Annotated in this window: 16 protein-coding genes; 12 read left to right on the top strand and 4 right to left on the bottom strand. The window is 69.6% G+C overall.

Annotated features, from left to right (window positions below; translation table 11 throughout):
- Window positions 1–91: 91 nt before the first annotated feature.
- The gene (locus DVR07_RS01620) at window positions 92–1,138 is read left to right on the top strand and encodes a class I SAM-dependent methyltransferase (RefSeq protein ID WP_115795037.1); all 1,047 of its coding nucleotides are present in this window, start codon (window positions 92–94) and stop codon (window positions 1,136–1,138) included.
- 15 nt (window positions 1,139–1,153) lie between these two features.
- Here DVR07_RS01620 and DVR07_RS01615 read toward each other — a convergent pair whose 3' ends face one another.
- A complete protein-coding gene (locus DVR07_RS01615) occupies window positions 1,154–1,573 on the bottom strand; it encodes a DUF371 domain-containing protein (RefSeq protein WP_115795036.1) in 420 nt (139 codons plus the stop codon).
- 104 nt (window positions 1,574–1,677) lie between these two features.
- Window positions 1,678–1,830: a hypothetical protein gene (locus DVR07_RS21935; protein WP_165881717.1), complete on the bottom strand. Its 153-nt coding sequence runs from the start codon at window positions 1,828–1,830 to the stop codon at window positions 1,678–1,680.
- Between the two features lie 112 nt (window positions 1,831–1,942).
- Here DVR07_RS21935 and DVR07_RS01610 point away from each other — a divergent pair, with 112 nt between their 5' ends.
- The 4 genes from DVR07_RS01610 to DVR07_RS01595 all read left to right on the top strand — a co-directional run bounded on the left by DVR07_RS01610 (window position 1,943) and on the right by DVR07_RS01595 (window position 8,731).
- The gene (locus DVR07_RS01610) at window positions 1,943–3,835 is read left to right on the top strand and encodes a hydrolase (RefSeq protein WP_115795035.1); all 1,893 of its coding nucleotides are present in this window, start codon (window positions 1,943–1,945) and stop codon (window positions 3,833–3,835) included.
- Between the two features lie 327 nt (window positions 3,836–4,162).
- Window positions 4,163–5,026 (top strand): coiled-coil protein, encoded by an 864-nt coding sequence (locus DVR07_RS01605; protein WP_115795034.1) that lies wholly within the window; start codon window positions 4,163–4,165, stop codon window positions 5,024–5,026.
- A 646-nt stretch (window positions 5,027–5,672) separates the two neighbouring features.
- Window positions 5,673–7,805, top strand: a complete 2,133-nt coding sequence (metG, locus tag DVR07_RS01600; protein ID WP_115795033.1) for a methionine--tRNA ligase — start codon at window positions 5,673–5,675, stop codon at window positions 7,803–7,805.
- A gap of 104 nt (window positions 7,806–7,909) precedes the next feature.
- Window positions 7,910–8,731: a class I SAM-dependent methyltransferase gene (locus tag DVR07_RS01595; RefSeq protein WP_115795032.1), complete on the top strand. Its 822-nt coding sequence runs from the start codon at window positions 7,910–7,912 to the stop codon at window positions 8,729–8,731.
- 31 nt (window positions 8,732–8,762) lie between these two features.
- Here the strand turns inward: DVR07_RS01595 and DVR07_RS01590 are convergent, their stop codons facing one another.
- Window positions 8,763–9,047 (bottom strand): GYD domain-containing protein, encoded by a 285-nt coding sequence (locus tag DVR07_RS01590; protein ID WP_115795031.1) that lies wholly within the window; start codon window positions 9,045–9,047, stop codon window positions 8,763–8,765.
- Window positions 9,048–9,165: 118 nt separating this feature from the next.
- Here DVR07_RS01590 and pyk point away from each other — a divergent pair, with 118 nt between their 5' ends.
- The 6 genes from pyk (at window position 9,166) to DVR07_RS01560 (ending at window position 14,965) form a co-directional block, all read left to right on the top strand.
- Window positions 9,166–10,929: a pyruvate kinase gene (pyk, locus tag DVR07_RS01585; RefSeq protein ID WP_115795030.1), complete on the top strand. Its 1,764-nt coding sequence runs from the start codon at window positions 9,166–9,168 to the stop codon at window positions 10,927–10,929.
- A 109-nt stretch (window positions 10,930–11,038) separates the two neighbouring features.
- Window positions 11,039–11,251: a DUF7312 domain-containing protein gene (locus DVR07_RS01580; RefSeq protein ID WP_115795029.1), complete on the top strand. Its 213-nt coding sequence runs from the start codon at window positions 11,039–11,041 to the stop codon at window positions 11,249–11,251.
- Between the two features lie 110 nt (window positions 11,252–11,361).
- Window positions 11,362–11,943 carry an NfeD family protein gene (locus DVR07_RS01575; RefSeq protein WP_115795028.1) on the top strand — a complete coding sequence of 194 codons (582 nt, stop codon included), beginning with the start codon at window positions 11,362–11,364 and terminating at the stop codon, window positions 11,941–11,943.
- A gap of 71 nt (window positions 11,944–12,014) precedes the next feature.
- A complete protein-coding gene (locus tag DVR07_RS01570) occupies window positions 12,015–13,172 on the top strand; it encodes an SPFH domain-containing protein (protein ID WP_115795027.1) in 1,158 nt (385 codons plus the stop codon).
- A 275-nt stretch (window positions 13,173–13,447) separates the two neighbouring features.
- Window positions 13,448–14,062: a winged helix-turn-helix transcriptional regulator gene (locus tag DVR07_RS01565; protein ID WP_115795026.1), complete on the top strand. Its 615-nt coding sequence runs from the start codon at window positions 13,448–13,450 to the stop codon at window positions 14,060–14,062.
- A gap of 30 nt (window positions 14,063–14,092) precedes the next feature.
- Window positions 14,093–14,965: an NAD-dependent epimerase/dehydratase family protein gene (locus tag DVR07_RS01560; RefSeq protein WP_115795025.1), complete on the top strand. Its 873-nt coding sequence runs from the start codon at window positions 14,093–14,095 to the stop codon at window positions 14,963–14,965.
- Window positions 14,966–15,099: 134 nt separating this feature from the next.
- On the opposite strand, the gene DVR07_RS01555 is transcribed toward DVR07_RS01560, so the two are convergent.
- The gene (locus tag DVR07_RS01555) at window positions 15,100–15,342 is read right to left on the bottom strand and encodes a DUF7123 family protein (RefSeq protein WP_115795024.1); all 243 of its coding nucleotides are present in this window, start codon (window positions 15,340–15,342) and stop codon (window positions 15,100–15,102) included.
- Between the two features lie 381 nt (window positions 15,343–15,723).
- Between DVR07_RS01555 and DVR07_RS01550 the strand changes: the two genes are divergently transcribed.
- Window positions 15,724–17,574, top strand: a complete 1,851-nt coding sequence (locus DVR07_RS01550; RefSeq protein WP_115795023.1) for a flippase-like domain-containing protein — start codon at window positions 15,724–15,726, stop codon at window positions 17,572–17,574.
- Window positions 17,575–17,671: the final 97 nt, after the last annotated feature.

Genomic DNA, 17,671 nt, shown 5'->3' with positions numbered 1-17,671 from the left:
CCGCCTCCGGCCGCCGGGACGACTGCAGGTCGGCCGTGCTCGGCGCGGCGAGTCCGGAAGCGTTTTGCGCCGGCCACGTCAGGTCCGAGCCATGCCGGTACAACCGAATCTGGTCGAGCGGGTCGCGCTCCACCGGCTCAATCGGGGCCCGTCGTCGATACTCGACCTCTTCGGCGCGGGCGGCTTCCGGGCGGTGGCGCTGGCGCACGACCTCGGGCTGTTCGAGGCACTCGACGAACCGCTGACGCCGCGGGAACTCGCCGCGAGCCTCGACGCCGACGAGGGCGGACTGCGGTCGCTGCTCGGCTTCCTCGATGCTTTAGGCTACGTCGAGCGAGACGGCGGTACCTACGAGCGGACCCCGACGACCCGCCGCTGGCTCACCGACGACGGACGGGCGAACATCGCGCCGTGGTTCGCCTTCTGGCGGGACGTCGTCTTCCCGTTCTGGGAGGAGCACCTCGAGACCGCGGTCCGCGAGGGCACCCCGCCCCAGACGGTCTACGACTGGCTGAACGACCACCCCGACCTGTGGCCGACCGCCCAGCGCGGATTCCGGGCGGCGGCGACGCTGCTGGCCGACCCGGTCGTCGACGAGATCGGCGTGCCGGCGGGCGCGACGTCGCTACTGGACCTCGGCGGCGGACACGGGCTGTACGCCGCCGAACTGTGCGAGCGCCATCCGGGCCTGTCGGCGGTCGTGTTCGACCATCCCGACGCCCTCGGCGTCGCCGAGTCGGAGGCCGGCGACCGGGGGCTGACCGACCGGTTCGAGACGCGCGGGGGCGACTACCGCACCGACGACGTCGGCGACGGGTACGACGTCGTCCTGCTGTTCAACGTCGCGCACGGCCACGACGAGGCGGGCGTGCGGGCGCTGTTCGAGACGGCCCGCGAGGCGCTCGCACCCGGCGGTCGGGTGGTCGTCCTCGACCAGTTCGAGGGCGGCGGCCGGATGAACGTCGGGCGCGCCGCGGTCGCGTTCGTCGCGCTCGGCTACCGGGTGACGCTCGGCCGGACCGTCCACGACGCCGACGCGGTCGCAGACTGGCTCCGGGACGCGGGGTTCGCCGACGTCTCGCGGACCGGCCTCCGGCGCGACCCCGGGAGCGAACTCCTGCAGGCGACGAAGAAGTGAGTGTCCCGGAACGGGTCAGGGGCGTTCCACCCGGAGCGTCACCGTCAGGTCCGCGCCCTCGGCCAGCGCCGCGACGAGGTCCCTGTCGAACCCCTCCGCGGCGAACTCGGCGCCGACCATCACGGTCCGGTCGTCGACGTAGTCGCTGGTCCGGCCGACCGCGCTCCGGTCGCTCTCGAGCGTCAGGTCGGGGTCGCCGCGACCGACCACGGTCTCGCGGTGGCCGTCTGCCTCGAACGTCGCGGTGACGGTCGCCCCGACGTCCCGGCAGGCGTCGACGAACGCCGAATCGAAGTCGGCGGGCGCGCGGTCGGCCTCGACGCCGAGGATGCAGTCGCCCGCGGGCGTGAGGTAGTCGTCGGTCGTGACCTCGAAGGTGCTGGCGTGGGCGGCCGAGACGTTCTCGTGGCCGCGCGCGTGGAGGACCTCTTTCATCGTCGCTGCCGGAGGTTCGGGCGGGGGCTACTTCAGGGACGCCTTCTCGATGCGGCGTCGCGACGTCGGCGGGCGGTCGCGTCGCCCCGCGGGTCGGCGGCATGCTACCGGACGACGGTCACGGTGACCGCGCCGCAGGCGCACTCGTAGGCCCGTCGCTCGCCCGCCTCGGTCGTCATCCGGAGCATCAACTCGTCCTCGCCGAGCGCGCGCTCGCAGCCGACCGCGTCGCAGGCGCACCGCAGGTCTTCGAGCATACCCGATGCTGGTCCCGCCATCCTACTTAAATTGAGCCATGCCCGGAGCGAAAGTGAAAGTGGCCGTCGGTCGGACGTAAGACCTATCTGGTGTGGGTTTAGTTCCCCCAGTATGTCCCTCACCGACTGGACGGGCGCGGCGGTCGACGCGTCCGCCGGAGCCGAGCCGCCCTCCCCCGACGAGTGGCATCCGGTCGAGGTACCGGGTCGCCCGGAACGGTTCGCCGGCGCCGACGCCGCCGCGTACCGGACCGAGTTCGCCGACCCCCGCGACGGCGACGAGCGCGCGACCCTCGAACTCCGGGGGCTGTTCGCCGACGCCCGCGTCTGGCTCAACGGGGAGTTGCTCGGCGAACACGACGCCTACTTCGTCCCCGCGCGCTACGAGCTCGACCTCGACGCCGACAACGAACTGGTCGTCGAGTGCCGCGCGCCCGAGTCGTTCGGCGGCGTCTACGCGACCGACCGGGTGCCCGACGAGCGGGCGGTGCCCGGCATCTGGTGGGGCGCCGAGCTCGACACCCACCCGGAGACGTTCGTCGACGCGCTCTCGCTGACGCCCCGCCGGACCGACGACGGCGCGGTCATCGACGCCGCGCTGGCGGTCGAGGCGGGCGAGGACCTGGACGACCGCGTCTCGCTGTCGGTCCGGCCCCAGGGGTTCCGGGGCGGCGGCGTGATGGAGCGAGCCCGCATCGAGGCCGACGCCGGCGACCGCGTGACCGTCGAGAAGACCCTCGAACTCCGGGATCCGGCCTTCTGGTGGCCCGCGGGCCACGGCCCGCAACACCAGTACGCGGTCCGAGCCAAGCTCGGCGACTCCGAGCGAGTCGTCAAGACCGGCCTCAGCGAGGTCCGGGCGGGCGGGGACGGCGACGGGCTGGTCGTCAACGGCCAGCGGGTCCGGGCGCGGGGGTTCTCGCTGCTCCCCACCGGCGACCCGACGTGGGACGTCGAGCGGGCGGCCAACGCGAACGCCAACCTCGTCCGGGCGTACGGCCACGTCCCGCCCGCCGAGTTCTACGAGGCCGCGGCGGAGGCGGGGCTACTGGTCTGGCAGGACCTGCCGATCACCGGACCCGAGGAGTACGACCCCGACGACGCCGCCGACCTGGCCGGGACGCTCGCGTCGGCGGTCGAGCGCCACCCCAGCGTGGCCGCGTTCGGCGTGCGGGCCGACCCGACCGACCACCTCGCGGGCGTCGGCCCCTCCCGACTGGCCCGATACAAGGTGCGCTGGCGGGCCTGGCGGGCGGGTCACGACGCGACCGCCGACCGCGAGCTCGCCGAGTCGCTGCCCGACGACGCCGCGGTGTTCCCGGTCTCGGGCGCGCCGGGCATCGACCCCGACGCGGCCCACGTCTACCCAGGGTGGGAGTTCGGCGAGCCGACCGACGCCGATTGGGTGCTCGACCGGTACGGCTGCGGCGGCGCGGTCGGCGGGTTCGGCGCGGGGTCGCTGACCGCCGAGGAGGGCGGCGACGCCGCCGGATTCGACGCCGACGCTCACGACGCATACGTCGCCGGCCGGGTGGAGGAACTGGCCGGCGAGGACGGGAGTGCGGTCGACGCCTCGCAGGCGTACCAGAGCCGCGTTCTCAAGGGCGTGACCGAGACGCTGCGCCGGCGGGGGACCGGCCTGCTCGCGGCCGACGCGCTCCGAGACGCCGGCGAGGGCGCGGGCATGGGCGTGCTGGCGGCCGACGGCTCCGAGAAGCCGGGGTACGCCGCGATGGCGGCCTCGCTGCAGCCGGTGCAGGTCGTCCTCGACGCGTACCCCGCCGGCGGCGCGACCCGGGAGCTGACGGTGCTCAACGACACGCCCGAAGCGGTGTCGGGCACCGTCTCGTGGACCGCGGGCGACCGGACCGGCGGGACCGACGTCGAGGTCGACGCCTACGGCCGGGAGCGGGCCGGGACGCTAGACGTGCCGGCCGACGCGCAGGCGGTCGAACTCTCCTTCGGACGCGTAGACGGATCGGTCCAGAACGTCTACCCGCTCTGAGGCGAGCGGCGGGTCCGCGGAGCGACGACGGCCGCTGCGTCCGGCCCCGGGCGGTCGCTTCTTTATAACCCCCCGAAAGGTGTGGGAAGGCGTTACACGGCCGGTAGCGGGCGTGTGAACGCTTTCCACGCGGCGAATCTGCGCAACATTTATATAGACACAGCGAATATTTGCTGATACCAGAACGCCACGAGCGTTCGGCAAGCATCGCGCGACAAATGACATGGGACTATTGTCACAGGTCGATTGCCAGTCGAGGACAGCAGTCGCTGTCGTCCGCTGGCTCGCCGAACGCCGCGGCGGGCATGGAATCGAGGTTTAATTAGCATGGTAAGTGTAACCGAAGAGGAACTCCAGACCAAGTCGAAGGGCGAACTGATCAAACTCGCGGGCCAGCTCCGTGACCGACGAAACGAGCTGAACCAGAAGGCCAGCAAGCGCGCGTCCAAGCGCGACGACCTGAACGCGAAGACGCGCGAGAAGGTCGACGAGGCACAGGAGCACCGCGAGCAGCGCGACGAGCTCAACGAGAAGGTCCAGGAGCACAAGGAGAAGCGCAACGAGCTCAACGCGAAGGCCAACGAGCTGTTCGACGAGGTCGAGCAGCGCAAGTCCGACCTCGAGCTCAACGAGGGCAAGGACATCGAGGAGCTCGAGTCCGAGATCGAGGACCTCGAGTTCAAGCAGCAGACAGAGGTGCTCTCGACCGAGGAGGAGCGCGAGCTCATCGAGAAGATCGAGGCCAAGCGCGAGAAGCTCCAGGAGCGCAAGGAGAAGCTCGACGACAGCGAGGACCTCGAGGGGCTCGTCGAGGAGGCCGAGGAGGTCCGCGCCGAGGCCAGCCGGCACCACGAGAAGGTGACCGAGCTCGCCGACAAGGCCCAGGAGCACCACAACCAGATGATCGAGGCCTATCGGGAGGCCGACGAGATCCGCGACGACGCCGACGAGATGCACGAGAGCTTCGTGGAGGCCCAGGAGGCCGCCGACCAGCACCACGAGGACTTCGTCCGCGTCCAGAAGCGCCTGCGCGAACTCGACAAGCAGGAAGAGGAGGAGCGCAAGTCCGAGAAGGAGAAGGAGCGCGAGGAGGCCAAGGAGGAGGCCGAGGAGATCTACCAGCAGTTCAAGGACGGCGAGACCCTCGACACCGAGGACCTCATGAAGCTCCAGAAGACGGGGCTGCTGTAATTTCGTAGTTTCTGCGGTCGATTCGCGGTTCTTCGAGTTTTCGGTAGCGGTGGGTTCGTATAATATTCGTGACGAGAGGAGACGAGCAGTCGCAATCGTGATTTTCGGCTCTGTAGAATGCGAAACGGAAAGTGAGGAAACGAGAAGCTAGCTACTGCCGTCACCTATGTACCGCCCAGCACCGCGACCGCGACAGCCTCACGCCTCCCCAGCCTCCTGCGTTGCTCGGCCTTCGGCCTGCGCTACTCGGCCCTCGGCGCACATCGGCGCGGCCACTAACGGGCCGCGCCAGCGCGCGCCGAGGGAATCGGCCGGACTCTCGCATCCCGCAACGCTGTTCTACCGAGTGACACACCGAACCAACGTTTAAATACCGAGACGACCAACCCTGAATCGTGCCAGTCACGGTCCGAACTCGCTCGGAGCCCGACCGGTCCGCCCGCGCTATGCGTATGCGCATGCAGAGCGACGCGTAGCGTCGGGAGGACCCGCCCGGACCGTGACGCGCGGACGGTTTCTCGCGGTGGCGAAACCCGACTCGCCGACGGTATCGCCAGCCAGCCGCACTCGCTCGAAACACAGACGACGGACATGCACGAACACGGAAATCGGCGGGTTTTACACCCGCGAACGAGGAGTTGGTAGTATGAGCCACGAGGACTTTCCCACCGACGAGCCCGCGGTGGTGACCTGCGGGTTGCCGTACGCTAACGGCGACCTCCACATCGGTCACCTCCGGACCTACATCAGCGGCGACGCCTACGCCCGCGCGCTCGAGAAGCTCGGCCAGGAGACCGCGTTCGTCTCCGGGTCGGACATGCACGGGACCCCCATCGCGGTAAACGCCGCGGAGGAGGGCGTCGACCCGGAGGAGTTCGCCCTGGAGTTCCACGAGAGATACGAGGAGACGTTCCCTCAGTTCAACGTCGAGTTCGACAACTACGGCCACACCCACGACGAGACCAACACCGAGCTCACCCGGGAGTTCGTCGAGTCGTGGATCGCGAACGACCACGTCTTCGAGAAGGAGATCCAGGTCGCGTGGGACCCCGAGGCCGACCAGCCGCTGCCCGACCGCTTCGTCGAGGGCACCTGCCCGTACTGCGGCGCGAAGGCCCGCGGCGACGAGTGCGACGAGGGCTGTCAGCGCCACCTCGAACCCGGCGAGATCGAGGACCCGCACTCGACGCTGACCGGCAATCCCGCCGAGTACCGGAGCCGCGAGCACAAGTTCCTCCGGCTCTCGGACTTCCAGGAGTACCTCGCGGGGTTCATCGACCGCCTGGAGGGCACCAGCAACGCCCGCAACCAGCCCAGGGAGTGGATCGAGGGCGAGCTCCAGGACCTCTGCATCACTCGCGACATGGACTGGGGCATCGACTATCCGGGTGAGGGCGAGGAGGACCTCGTCCTCTACGTCTGGGTCGACGCCCCCATCGAGTACGTCGCCTCCACGAAGCAGTACAGCGAACGGGTCGGCGCCGACGAGTTCGACTGGGAGGAGGTCTGGAAGGACGGCGCGCCCGCGGCCGACGACCCCGCGGCGGCCGACGCCGAGACGTGGGAGCGGGCCGACACGGGCGAAATCGTCCACGTCATCGGCCGGGACATCATCCAGCACCACACCGTCTTCTGGCCGTCGATGCTCCGCGGGGCGGGCTACAACGAGCCCCGCGCGGTGATGGCCAGCGGCTTCGTCAACCTCGACGGGGCGGCGTTCTCGACCAGCCGGAACCGGGCGGTCTGGGCCGACGACTACCTCGACGAGGGGTTCGACCCCGACCTCGTCCGGTACTACCTCACCACCACCGGCGGGTTCCAGCAGGACGTCGACTTCTCGTGGGAGAAGTTCCAGGAGCGGGTCAACGGCGAACTCGTCGGCACGCTCGGCAACTTCGCCTACCGGAGCCTGCTGTTCGCGGCGCGCAACTACGACGGCGCTCCCGATGCCGATACGTCCGAGGAGGTCGAGGAGCGCATCGAGGAGGCCATCGAGGACTTCGAGGCCGCGGTCAACGACTACTCGCTCAAGAAGGCGGGCGACGCCGCCGTCTCGCTGGCCGGCTTCGGCAACGAGTACATCCAGCGCAACGAGCCGTGGAACCTGACCGGCGAGGAGCCCGAGCGCGCCGAGCAGGTCATCTACGACTGCGTCCAGATCGCGAAGGCCGTCGCGGTGCTGTCGGCGCCGATCCTCCCGGGCAAGGCCCAGCGACTCTGGGAGCAGCTCGGCGAGGCGGGGCCGGTCCGCGACGCCGGCCTCGACGCCGCGCTCGAATCGCCGCCGGGCGAGTTCGGCGAGCCCGACGAGCTGTTCGAGAAGATCGAGGACGAGCGGGTCGAGGAGCTCAACGCGAAGCTCGAGGAGCGCATCGAAGCGGCTACGGAGGCGGCGGACGAAGACGCGGACGATACGGAGGCAACCGTGAGCGACGATACCGACATCGAACCCATCAGCGACGACCGCATCAGCTTCGAGGAGTTCCAGGACCTGGACGTCCGGGTCGGCGAGATCGAGGTCGCCGAGCCCATCGAGGGCGCGGACGACCTCGCGCGGCTCGAGGTCGACATCGGCGTCGAGACCCGCCAGATCGTCGCGGGCATCAAGCAGCTCCACGACCTCGACGAACTGCCGGGCGAGCGCATCATCGTCCTGGCCAACCTCGAGCAGGCCGAACTGTTCGGCGTCGAGAGCAACGGAATGATGCTCGCGGCCGGCGAGGACGCCGACCTGCTGACGACCAAAGGCGACAGCGAGCCCGGTACGAGAATCCGGTAGTCTGCGCCCGGCCGACACGTCCGACGCGACCTTTTTCCGGCGAACGCGACCCCGTTTTTCCGACGAACGCCACCGTAATACCGGCGGCCGCCGTTCGGTCGCGCATGGACGACGATAGGCAGACGGACAGCGACCCGAAGCGTGCGGCGATGGACGCGTTCGCCGCCGCCGCAGACGCCTACCGCGACAGCGACGTCCACCGGTCGGGCGAGGACCTCGACCTGCTGGCCGAGTGGTGCGCCGGCGCATCTCGGGCGCTCGACGTCGCCTGCGGGCCGGGGAACGCGGCGGGTGCGCTCGCGGACGCCGGGGTCCCGTCCGTCGTCGCAACCGACGCGACGCCCGAGATGGTCCGGACCGCGACCGACTCCTTCCCGGTCGACGGAGCGGTCGCCGACGCGGAGCGGCTCCCGTTCGCCGGCGGCGCGTTCGACGCGGTGACCTGCCGCATCGCGGCCCACCACTTCCCGGACCCCCGGGCGTTCCTGCGGGAGACGGCGCGCGTGCTCGAACCCGGCGGCGGTGAGCGGACCGGAGGTCCGCGAGCCTCGTCGGACCTTCGGTCCGACGCCGTCCTCGCCTTCGAGGACAACGTCGCCCCCGAGGACGACCGGCTCGCCGACTTCTTCGACGAGTTCGAGCGCACCCGCGACCCGAGCCACGTCGAGGCCTACCCCCAGACGACGTGGGAGTCGTGGTTCCGCGAGGCGGGATTCGAGGTCGAGGAGACGCTGACGATGACCCGCGAGCTGGACTACGAGGCGTGGGTCGACCGGACCGACCCGGACGAGGACGACCGAGAGAAACTGGCCGAGATGGTGCGGAAGCCGGCCGCGAAGGAAGTATACGGAGTGTCGGTCGAAGACGGCGAGGTCCAATCGTTCAGCAATCGGAAGGTGCTGATCCGGGCGACGGTGCCCGAGTGACGGGACGGAGTCGGGTCGCCCGAGGGAGGATTCAGAGGTCGTCGACGACCTGCGCGAGCTCCTCGGTCGGGATGATCTCCATGGTCTGGGCGTCGAGGCCGTGGCGCTCCAGCGCGACGCCGGCCTGGTAGGCCGCGTCGCGGTCCGGCGCCTCCATGATGACCAGGAAGTCGTACTCCCCGAGGATGGCGTAGGTGTGCTGGAGGTCCGCGGGCTGGTCGTCGAGGTCCATGCGGATGTCGCCCCACACCGACGCGAGCTCCTGCGCGTTCTGGAAGTCCGTCCGCACGTCGACCAGCGAGGCGTAGGTGGGCATAGCTATCCGCTTGGACAGGCATGCAATAAGGGGTTGTGGCCGGGAGAAAGTACTCGGCCGCGAGTCAATCTCGGTCCAATCACGTGGGTTTTAGGCCCGGACGAACCTACCCCGACCCATGAGAAACGCGAAGATCGTCTGTACGCTGGGCCCGGCCTCCGACTCCCGGCGTACGGTCCGGGAGCTGGCCGAGGCCGGGATGACGGTCGCCCGGCTCAACGCCAGCCACGGCACGCGAGCCGACCGCGCCGAGGTCATCGACCACGTGCGCGACGTCGACGAGACGACGCCCGACCCGCTCGCGGTGATGGTCGACCTCCAGGGGCCCGAGATTCGGACCGCCGAGGTCGACGAGCCCGTCCACCTCGAGACCGGGTCGACCGTCCGCTTCGTGAAGGGCGACACGGCTACGTCCGAGGAAGTCGGGCTGAGCTACTCCATCACCAACGTCGAGCCCGGCGACACCGTGCTGCTGGACGACGGCCGCATCGAGACGACTGTCGAGGCGGTCGAAGACGGGGACGGCGAGGGCGACGCCGTCGTCGCCAGGGTCGAGAGCGGCGGCGACCTGAACAGCCGGAAGGGTGTCAACGTCCCCGGCGTCGACCTCGACCTCGACGTGGTGACCGAGAAGGACCGCCGGGACCTCGAACTCGCGGCCGAGAAGGAGGTCGACTTCGTGGCCGCGAGCTTCGTCCGGAGCGCCGCGGACGTCCTGGAGGTCAGCGAGGTGCTCGAGGAGCTGGGCGCCGACATCCCCATCGTCGCCAAGATCGAGCGCCGGGGCGCGGTCGAGAACCTCGACGAGATAATCGGGGCGTCCTACGGCGTGATGGTGGCCCGGGGCGACCTCGGCGTCGAGTGCCCGCTGGAGGACGTCCCGATGATACAGAAGCGAATCATCCGGAAGTGCCAGCGGACGGGGACGCCGGTCATCACCGCGACCGAGATGCTCGACTCGATGGTTCACGCCCGCCGGCCCACCCGCGCGGAGGCCTCCGACGTGGCGAACGCGGTGCTCGACGGCACCGACGCGGTGATGCTGTCCGGCGAGACCGCCATCGGCGACGACCCGGTCCGGGTCGTCGAGACCATGGACCGCATCGTCCGGGAGGTCGAGGCCAGCGAGGAGTACGACGAGTTCCGCGAGCAGCGCGTGCCGGCGGCCGACGACGCCCGGACCGATGCCCTGGCGCGGTCGGCCCGGTACCTCGCCCGCGACATCGGGGCGTCGGCCATCGTCGCGGCCAGCGAGTCCGGCTACACCGCGCTCAAGATATCGAAGTTCCGGCCCCAGGTCCCGGTGGTGGCGACCACGCCGAACGACCACGTCCGGCGCCAGCTCGCGCTCTCGTGGGGCGTCAACGCCGAATACACCCCGGTCGCCGAGGGCGTCGACACCATCATCGAGGACGCAGTGCAGGCCGCGCTCGACGCCGGCGTGGCCGAGAGCGGCGACACCGTCGTGGTCGTCTCGGGCATGATGTCGGAACTGGAGGACACCAGCACGACCAACATGCTCAAGGTCCACGTCGCGGCCGAGACCATCGCGACCGGCCGGAGCGTGGTCCGGGGTCGGGTCGCCGGCCCGGTCGCACGGACCCGCGACGGCGACCTCTCGGGGGTACCCGACGGCGCGGTGCTTGCCATCGACCCCGAGTTCGACGGCGAGTTCGCGGGCGACCCCTCGAAGCTGGTCGGCATCGTCGACGCCAGACCGGGGATGACCGGCTACCCCGCGATGGTGGCCCGCGAACTCGACGTCCCGATGGTGAGCGGCGCGCCGCTCGACCCGACCATCCGGGACGGCGACGTGGTGACCCTCGACGCGGAGCGCGGCGTGGTGTACGAGGGCGACGTGACTCACGCCGACCGGCCGTAGGTCGGCCGCCCGGGCGCCCGCCGTCCGGGACTCGGCGCATCGCGGTCGGCCCGCCGTCCGGTCCCGGTCGGTGACCAACCTTTTGCCGGTGGACCGCCTATCTCTCGCCATGTCGGATTGGAAGTACGACATCGACGAGGTCGGCCACGACGCCGAGGAACCCGACGACGAGGCCGGAGTCGCGGGGGCGGAGGAGGGCGAGCGCCCGGCACTCCAGCCGGTCGAACCGGGGTCGCCGACGGCCGAGAACGCGCTCTTCGTCGCGCTCGGAATCGGGGCGACGCTGTTCGTCTTCGCCCGCGTCGTCATGTTCGTCGGGTAATTCGGCGCGGGTCACGATTACTCGCGCCCGCAGAGCCGGAGTCCGAGGCGGGTCGACGACCGGCGCCGTCACTGCAAAACGTTAACCGGTCCGAATTCCAAGACGATGGTATGGCACCGCTGCTGGACTCGCTCTCGCTGTTGCTCCTGGTCGCCGGCATCGGGCTGGCGATAGCCGAGGCGCTGATTCCCGGCGCGCACTTCATCGTCCTCGGCGTCGCGCTCGTCCTCGCGGGGGTGATCGGACTGCTGCTGGGACCGGCCGCCTCGCCGCTCGTGCTGGCCGCGCTGGTGCTGGGGTTCGGCGCGGCCTCGCTGTACGCCTACCGCGAACTCGACCTCTACGGCGGCAAGGGCGTCGCGCGGACCAGCGACTCCGACTCGCTCAAGGGCCAGACCGGGCGCGTCACCGAACGGGTCACGACCCAGGACGGCCAGATAAAGCTCCACGAGGGCGGGTTCAACCCCTACTACGCCGCCCGGAGCATCCACGGCGAGATCCCGGAGGGGACCGAGGTGATGGTGGTCGATCCCGGCGGCGGCAACGTCGTCAAGGTCGAGGCGCTGGAGGCCATCGAGGACCCCATCGACCGGGAACTGCGCGAGGGCCGGACGGGCGCGGAGACCGACCCCGAGGTCGACCGGGAGACCGGACCCGAACCGGACCGCGAGACCGACACCGAAGGGGCCTGACGAAGATTCCGTCGCCCGAGCGGCGACGGTGAGGGGAACGCTTAACACGTCCTCTTTCTAACAATCGAAGTATGTTGGTTCCACTACAGGCTGCCCCCGCGGGTGGCCTCACGATCGTCGCCCTGTTGGTCCTCGCGTTGGCCGTCATCACCATCTGGCAGTCGGTCGAGATCGTCGACGCGACCGAGAAGCGCGCGCTGACCGTCTTCGGGGAGTACCGGAAGCTGCTCGAACCGGGTATCAACTTCGTGCCGCCGTTCGTGAGCGCGACCCACCGGTTCGACATGCGGACCCAGACTCTCGACGTGCCCCGGCAGGAGGCCATCACCCGCGACAACTCGCCGGTGACCGCCGACGCCGTGGTGTACATCAAGGTCATGGACGCCAAGAAGGCGTTCCTCGAGGTCGAAGACTACAAGCGGGCCGTCTCGAACCTCGCCCAGACCACGCTCCGCGCGGTGCTGGGCGACATGGAACTCGACGACACGCTCAACAAGCGCCAGGAGATCAACGCCAAGATCCGCAAGGAGCTCGACGAACCCACCGACGAGTGGGGCATCCGCGTCGAGAGCGTCGAGGTCCGGGAGGTCAACCCGAGCAAGGACGTCCAGCAGGCGATGGAGCAGCAGACGTCCGCCGAGCGCAAGCGCCGCGCCATGATTCTCGAAGCGCAGGGTGAGCGCCGGAGCGCCGTCGAGACCGCCGAGGGTGACAAGCAGTCGAACATCATCCGCGCACAGGGTGAGAAGCAGAGCCAGATCCTGGAAGCCCAGGGTGACGCGGTGTCGACCGTGCTCCGCGCGAAGTCCGCCGAGTCGATGGGCGAGCGCGCTGTCATCGAGAAGGGCATGGAAACGCTCGAATCCATCGGGCAAGGCGAGTCGACGACGTTCGTCCTCCCGCAGGAGCTCTCCTCGCTGGTCGGCCGGTACGGCAAGCACCTCACCGGCAGCGACGTGAAGGAGGACGGCGAGCAGCTCGACAGCCTCGACTTCGACGCCGAGACCCGCGAACTCCTCGGTCTCGACGACATCGAGGAGATCCTGGGCCAGATAGACGAGGAGGCCGAGATGGACGTCGAGGCGATGGAGCAGGAGGCCCAGGCGATCAAGGAGGGCGAGGACCCCGCGAACATCAAGAGCGCCGACGAGGTCATCGAGGAGATGGACGAGGACTCCCCCGACATGGAGGACGTGAAGGCCGAACTGGACGCGGAACTCGAGAAGTAACCGACCCTCCGGTCGCCCTCCGTTTTTTCCGCGCGTCGCGGAACGCCGCGCTGCGCGAGATTGTGTGTCGCCGTGTCAGTCGTCCAGCGCAGATCGTGCGACGTTGCGGCGTGAGGAACCATTATTAAATAGTTGTCTTCCATTGAAACGCCGGTCCGGGAACCGCCGCGAGCGCACGTGCGGCGTACGCGCGGCCTATATCCGGATTAGTCGGTCGTGCGACGGTCTCTCAGCCGAAGGTGTTTTAGGCCCCCGCAACGACAATTCTCTTGTAGATGGTTGAGCGCTCCGATGTGGATGAAAATAAGCGGGCGACCCTCCGCCGGTTCGCGGTCCTGGGGGCCGCGACGCCGCTGGCCAAGTTCGGCGGCGACGACGAGGCCGGCGGCGAGAGCGAGGCCCGCGACGCCATCGCGGGCTACGTCGCCACCACGCCGGGCGCGCACTTCTCGAAGATCCGCGACGACCTGAAACTGGGGACGGGGGAGGCCCAGCACCACCTCCGACAGCTGCTCGACGCCAAGGTTCTCGAGAGCCGCCGCGACGGCGACTACCGCCGGTTCTACCCGGCCGAGCAGTTCGCCCCGTTCGAGCAGGTCGCGCTGGGCTACCTCCGACGGGACACGCCGCGGGGGATGCTCATCGAGCTGCTGCGCGACCCCGACGCGACGGGCAGCGATCTCGCCGAGGCGCTGGACGTGTCGCGGCCGACCGTGAGCAAGTACGCCGCCGGCCTCGAGGAGGCCGGCCTGCTCGACCGCGAGGACGGCTACGCGGTCCGCGAGCCCGAGACGGTCATCACCCTGCTCGTCCGGTACGCCGACTCGTTCGGCGCTGACGCCGCGACGTTCGCCGCGCAGGCCGACGGCCTCATCTCGTTCGACCCGTAGCTTTTCGGTCGCCCCGCTCCGACTTCCTCCATGGACACCGTCGCTGTCACCGGCGGGAACGGCCAGATCGGGTCGGCGCTGCTCGCGGCGCTCGCCGACCGGGGCCACCGGACCGCGAACCTCAGCCGGGGCGAGCGCCGCGAGTCGGTCGCCGACCGGTACCTCCGGACCGACCTGCTCGACCCCGGCGAGGTGTACGGCTCGCTCGCGAGCGCCGACCCCGACGCCGTGTCCCACTTCGGGACGATCCCTCGACCCGGCGAGACGCCGGGCCACGTCACCTTCCGGAGCAACGTCCAGACGACCTACCACGTGCTGGCGGCCGCCGAGGCGCTGGACGTCGAGACGGTCGTGCTGGCCTCCAGCCTCTCGGCGATGGGCGCGGGGTTCGAGGACGAAATCGACGTGCGTTACCTCCCCGTCGACGAATCTCATCCGCTGACCGCCGGCAACCCGTACGGCCTCGGCAAGCGGGTGGCCGAGGTAGTCGGCGACGGATTCGGGCGCCGCGAGGGCGCGCCGACGACCGTCGCGTCGCTCCGATTCCCGCTGGTCGCCGACGACGCCGAGCTCCGGGAGACGTTCGCCGCGGCCGACCGCTCGCTCGACGCGGTCCGCGAGGCGGGCTTCTTCGAGACGGCCCGCAAGACGCTGTTCGCCTACGTCCATCTCGACGACGCGACCGACCTCGCAGTCCAGGCGCTAGAAGCCGACTTCGAGGGTCACGAGGCGGTCTTCGGGGCGGCGGCCGACACGACCGTCGACGCGCCGACCGCGGAACTGGCGGAGCTGTACGACGCCGAAGCCAGCGCATCGTTAGAGGGTCATGAGAGCCTGATCGACACCGGAAAGGCCGAGCGCCTGCTGGGCTGGTCGCCCGAGCGGTCGTGGCGGTCGCTGTGAGTTTGGGTCGAGAGAAAAACGGAGGGGCGGGCGGCGGGCCGAGGAACGAAGGCGGGGATCACGGGCGGACGGCGGGAACCCACCCCGAGCGCGTGCCGGCAACTTCCGCGGTCGGGCGTCGGGTCGGGCCGGCCTCAGACCGTGACCTTCCACGTCGTCGAGGAGGAGTAGCCCCACTTCTCGACGTCCACGTCGAACTCGCCGTCGGCGATGGCGGTCATGTTCGCGCCGACCTCCTTGGCGGTCATGCCCAGTTCGTCGCCGATGAGCCGGGACTTGAAGTAGGTCTTCATCTGGCCCTTCTCGCGGAGGAACTGGAGGATGCGCTGTTGCTTGTCGGTCAGGGTGGTCGTGCCAGCAGTCGCGGTCGTGCTCATGACGTACTTCTCACTTGGACGGAGACCACCTTAGTGGATTTGGTACGAGGAGTTAACGCCGTGCAGTCGTGCTATTTTCCTGAATAAAAATGTGTACTAAACCATCCCCCGGGGGTCCGTTGGTACGGCTGGTTAATCCGGAATTTCTCAGACGTGTCTGTTCGCGAGTATCGACCGAGCCGGCGAGGAGCTCGGCCGGTCGGAGCGGGCGAGAGCGGGGAATAAGCAGCGATTACCCGGCGTAACGACGGCGCGACTCGGTTCCACGGCTCGTTTCTCCCTGAATTCGGGTGAACGACGCCGCAAAGACCGGCCTATAGCCGTGAAGCCGCCGGAACGGAGCAGAAGGTACTTACGCGACCGGGCTGAGTCTCTTCGATAATGAGCGGTCGTGCAGTCGAGGTGAGCGTCGTCCTCCCGGCCTACAACGAGGAGGCGACGATAGAGAACACGGTCGAGACGACACTCGCCACGCTAGACGGGTTCCTCCCCGCGGGGACGTTCGAGGTCATCGTCGCCGAGGACGGGTGCGACGACCGCACCCCGGAGATCGCCGACCGGATGGCCGCGGACGACCCGCGGGTCCGGCACTACCACAGCGACGAGCGACTGGGTCGCGGGGGAGCGCTGAATCGCGCGTTCGAGGCGGCCGACGGGGACACGCTGGTGTACTTCGACACGGACCTCGCCACCGACATGAAGCACCTCGAGGAGCTGGTCGAGAGCGTCCGGTCGGGCGAGTACCAGTTCGCCACCGGGTCGCGCTGGATGCCCGGCGAGGAGGCAAGCAGGCCCGCCAAGCGCGACGTCGCGAGTCGGGGGTTCAACGGGCTGACCCGGACGTTCCTCGGTTCGGAGATGCGCGACCACCAGTGCGGGTTCAAGGCGTTCGACCGGACCGCGCTGTTCGACGTCCTCGACGACGTCGAAGACGAACACTGGTTCTGGGACACCGAGGTGCTCGTGCGCGCCCAGCGCCGGGGGTACGACGTCAAGGAGTTCGCTGTCGACTGGACCCCCAAGGGCGACTCGAAGGTCGACATCGTCCGGGACGTGTTCGGGATGGGCAGCCAGATCATGCGGTGCTGGTGGGAGTTCTCGGTCCAGCCCCGCATCACCCGCCGGGTGTCCATCGCGGCCGGGATCTTCCTGACGATCGTCGCGGTGCTGCTGATGGGCCAGTACCTCCCGCTTGAGAAGGTCCTGGCCCAGATGAGCGCGGCCGACCCCGCGCTGGTCGGCCTGGCCGCGCTGGTGTACCTCATCTCGTGGCCCCTCCGGGGGACGCGGTACAAGGACATCCTGGAGGAACTGGACTACACCGAGGACGCGGGCTTCCTGACGGGAGCCATCTTCGTGAGCCAGACCGGCAACCTCGTCTTCCCCGCGCGGGCGGGCGACGCGGTCCGGGCCTACGTCGTGAAGGCCCGGCGGTCGATTCCGTACCCGACCGGGTTCGCGTCGCTGGCGGTCGAGCGCGTGTTCGACCTGCTGACCATCACGATGCTGGCCGGCGTGGTCCTCGTCGGGCTCGCGCTCACCGGCGCGACCGCCGGGCTCGAGTCGACCCTGTTCGGGTCGACGCCGGTCGGCGCGGAGGGCGGCGACTACGGCGCGGCCGGCCAGACCGCCCTCTACGTCGCGGGCGGGGTCGGCCTCGCGGCCATCCTCGCGGTGGCGGCCATCGTCGCCAGCGCCCGGTCGGACCGCAACCTCGTCCGGGGCGTCGTCTCGCGGCTCAGCAACGACTCGTACGCCGACTACGTCGCGGGGGTCATCGAACGGTTCACCGGCGACGTCCAGACGGTCGCGGGCAACCGGAGCGCCTTCCTGACGGTCGGCGCCAGCAGCCTCGCCATCTGGACGCTCGACGTGGTGACCGCGCTGCTCGTGCTGAGCGCGTTCCCGAGCGTCGAACTCCCGATTCCGCTGCTCGCGGGGGTGTGCTTCTTCGCGGTCAGCGTGGGCAACCTCGCGAAGGTGCTGCCGCTGTCGCCCGGCGGGGTCGGCCTCTACGAGGGCGCGTTCACCCTGCTGGTGGTCGGGCTCACCCCGCTGGGCTGGAGCGTCGCGCTCGGCGCGGCCATCCTCGATCACGCCGTCAAGAACGTCGTGACGCTGGTCGGCGGCGTGGCGTCGATGCTCTGGCTGAACGTCTCGCTGACGACCGCCGTCGAGGAGAGCAAGGACGCGCGGGCCGCCGCCGACCCGGCGGAGCCGACCGACGACTGAGCGACTGGCGACCGACGGCTCCCCCGACGCCGACCGACTGCCGCGGACGCGGTCGGGTCGTCCCGAACTATTACTGCCTACCGATTGTAACCCTCTA

The organism is Halorussus rarus (assembly GCF_003369835.1).
Lineage (GTDB): Archaea > Halobacteriota > Halobacteria > Halobacteriales > Haladaptataceae > Halorussus > Halorussus rarus.
This window is presented reverse-complemented; position numbering and strand designations above follow the sequence as displayed.

Coding starts and splice junctions, on each gene's coding strand:
- DVR07_RS01610 (WP_115795035.1), top strand. CDS start 1,943: ATGTCCCTCACCGACTGGACGGGCGCGGCGGTCGACGCGTCCGCCGGA.
- DVR07_RS01595 (WP_115795032.1), top strand. CDS start 7,910: ATGGACGACGATAGGCAGACGGACAGCGACCCGAAGCGTGCGGCGATG.
- metG (WP_115795033.1), top strand. CDS start 5,673: ATGAGCCACGAGGACTTTCCCACCGACGAGCCCGCGGTGGTGACCTGC.
- DVR07_RS01575 (WP_115795028.1), top strand. CDS start 11,362: ATGGCACCGCTGCTGGACTCGCTCTCGCTGTTGCTCCTGGTCGCCGGC.
- DVR07_RS01590 (WP_115795031.1), bottom strand. CDS start 9,047: ATGCCCACCTACGCCTCGCTGGTCGACGTGCGGACGGACTTCCAGAAC.
- DVR07_RS01560 (WP_115795025.1), top strand. CDS start 14,093: ATGGACACCGTCGCTGTCACCGGCGGGAACGGCCAGATCGGGTCGGCG.
- DVR07_RS21935 (WP_165881717.1), bottom strand. CDS start 1,830: ATGCTCGAAGACCTGCGGTGCGCCTGCGACGCGGTCGGCTGCGAGCGC.
- DVR07_RS01550 (WP_115795023.1), top strand. CDS start 15,724: ATGAGCGGTCGTGCAGTCGAGGTGAGCGTCGTCCTCCCGGCCTACAAC.
- DVR07_RS01620 (WP_115795037.1), top strand. CDS start 92: ATGCCGGTACAACCGAATCTGGTCGAGCGGGTCGCGCTCCACCGGCTC.
- pyk (WP_115795030.1), top strand. CDS start 9,166: ATGAGAAACGCGAAGATCGTCTGTACGCTGGGCCCGGCCTCCGACTCC.
- DVR07_RS01580 (WP_115795029.1), top strand. CDS start 11,039: ATGTCGGATTGGAAGTACGACATCGACGAGGTCGGCCACGACGCCGAG.
- DVR07_RS01615 (WP_115795036.1), bottom strand. CDS start 1,573: ATGAAAGAGGTCCTCCACGCGCGCGGCCACGAGAACGTCTCGGCCGCC.
- DVR07_RS01555 (WP_115795024.1), bottom strand. CDS start 15,342: ATGAGCACGACCGCGACTGCTGGCACGACCACCCTGACCGACAAGCAA.
- DVR07_RS01605 (WP_115795034.1), top strand. CDS start 4,163: ATGGTAAGTGTAACCGAAGAGGAACTCCAGACCAAGTCGAAGGGCGAA.
- DVR07_RS01570 (WP_115795027.1), top strand. CDS start 12,015: ATGTTGGTTCCACTACAGGCTGCCCCCGCGGGTGGCCTCACGATCGTC.
- DVR07_RS01565 (WP_115795026.1), top strand. CDS start 13,448: ATGGTTGAGCGCTCCGATGTGGATGAAAATAAGCGGGCGACCCTCCGC.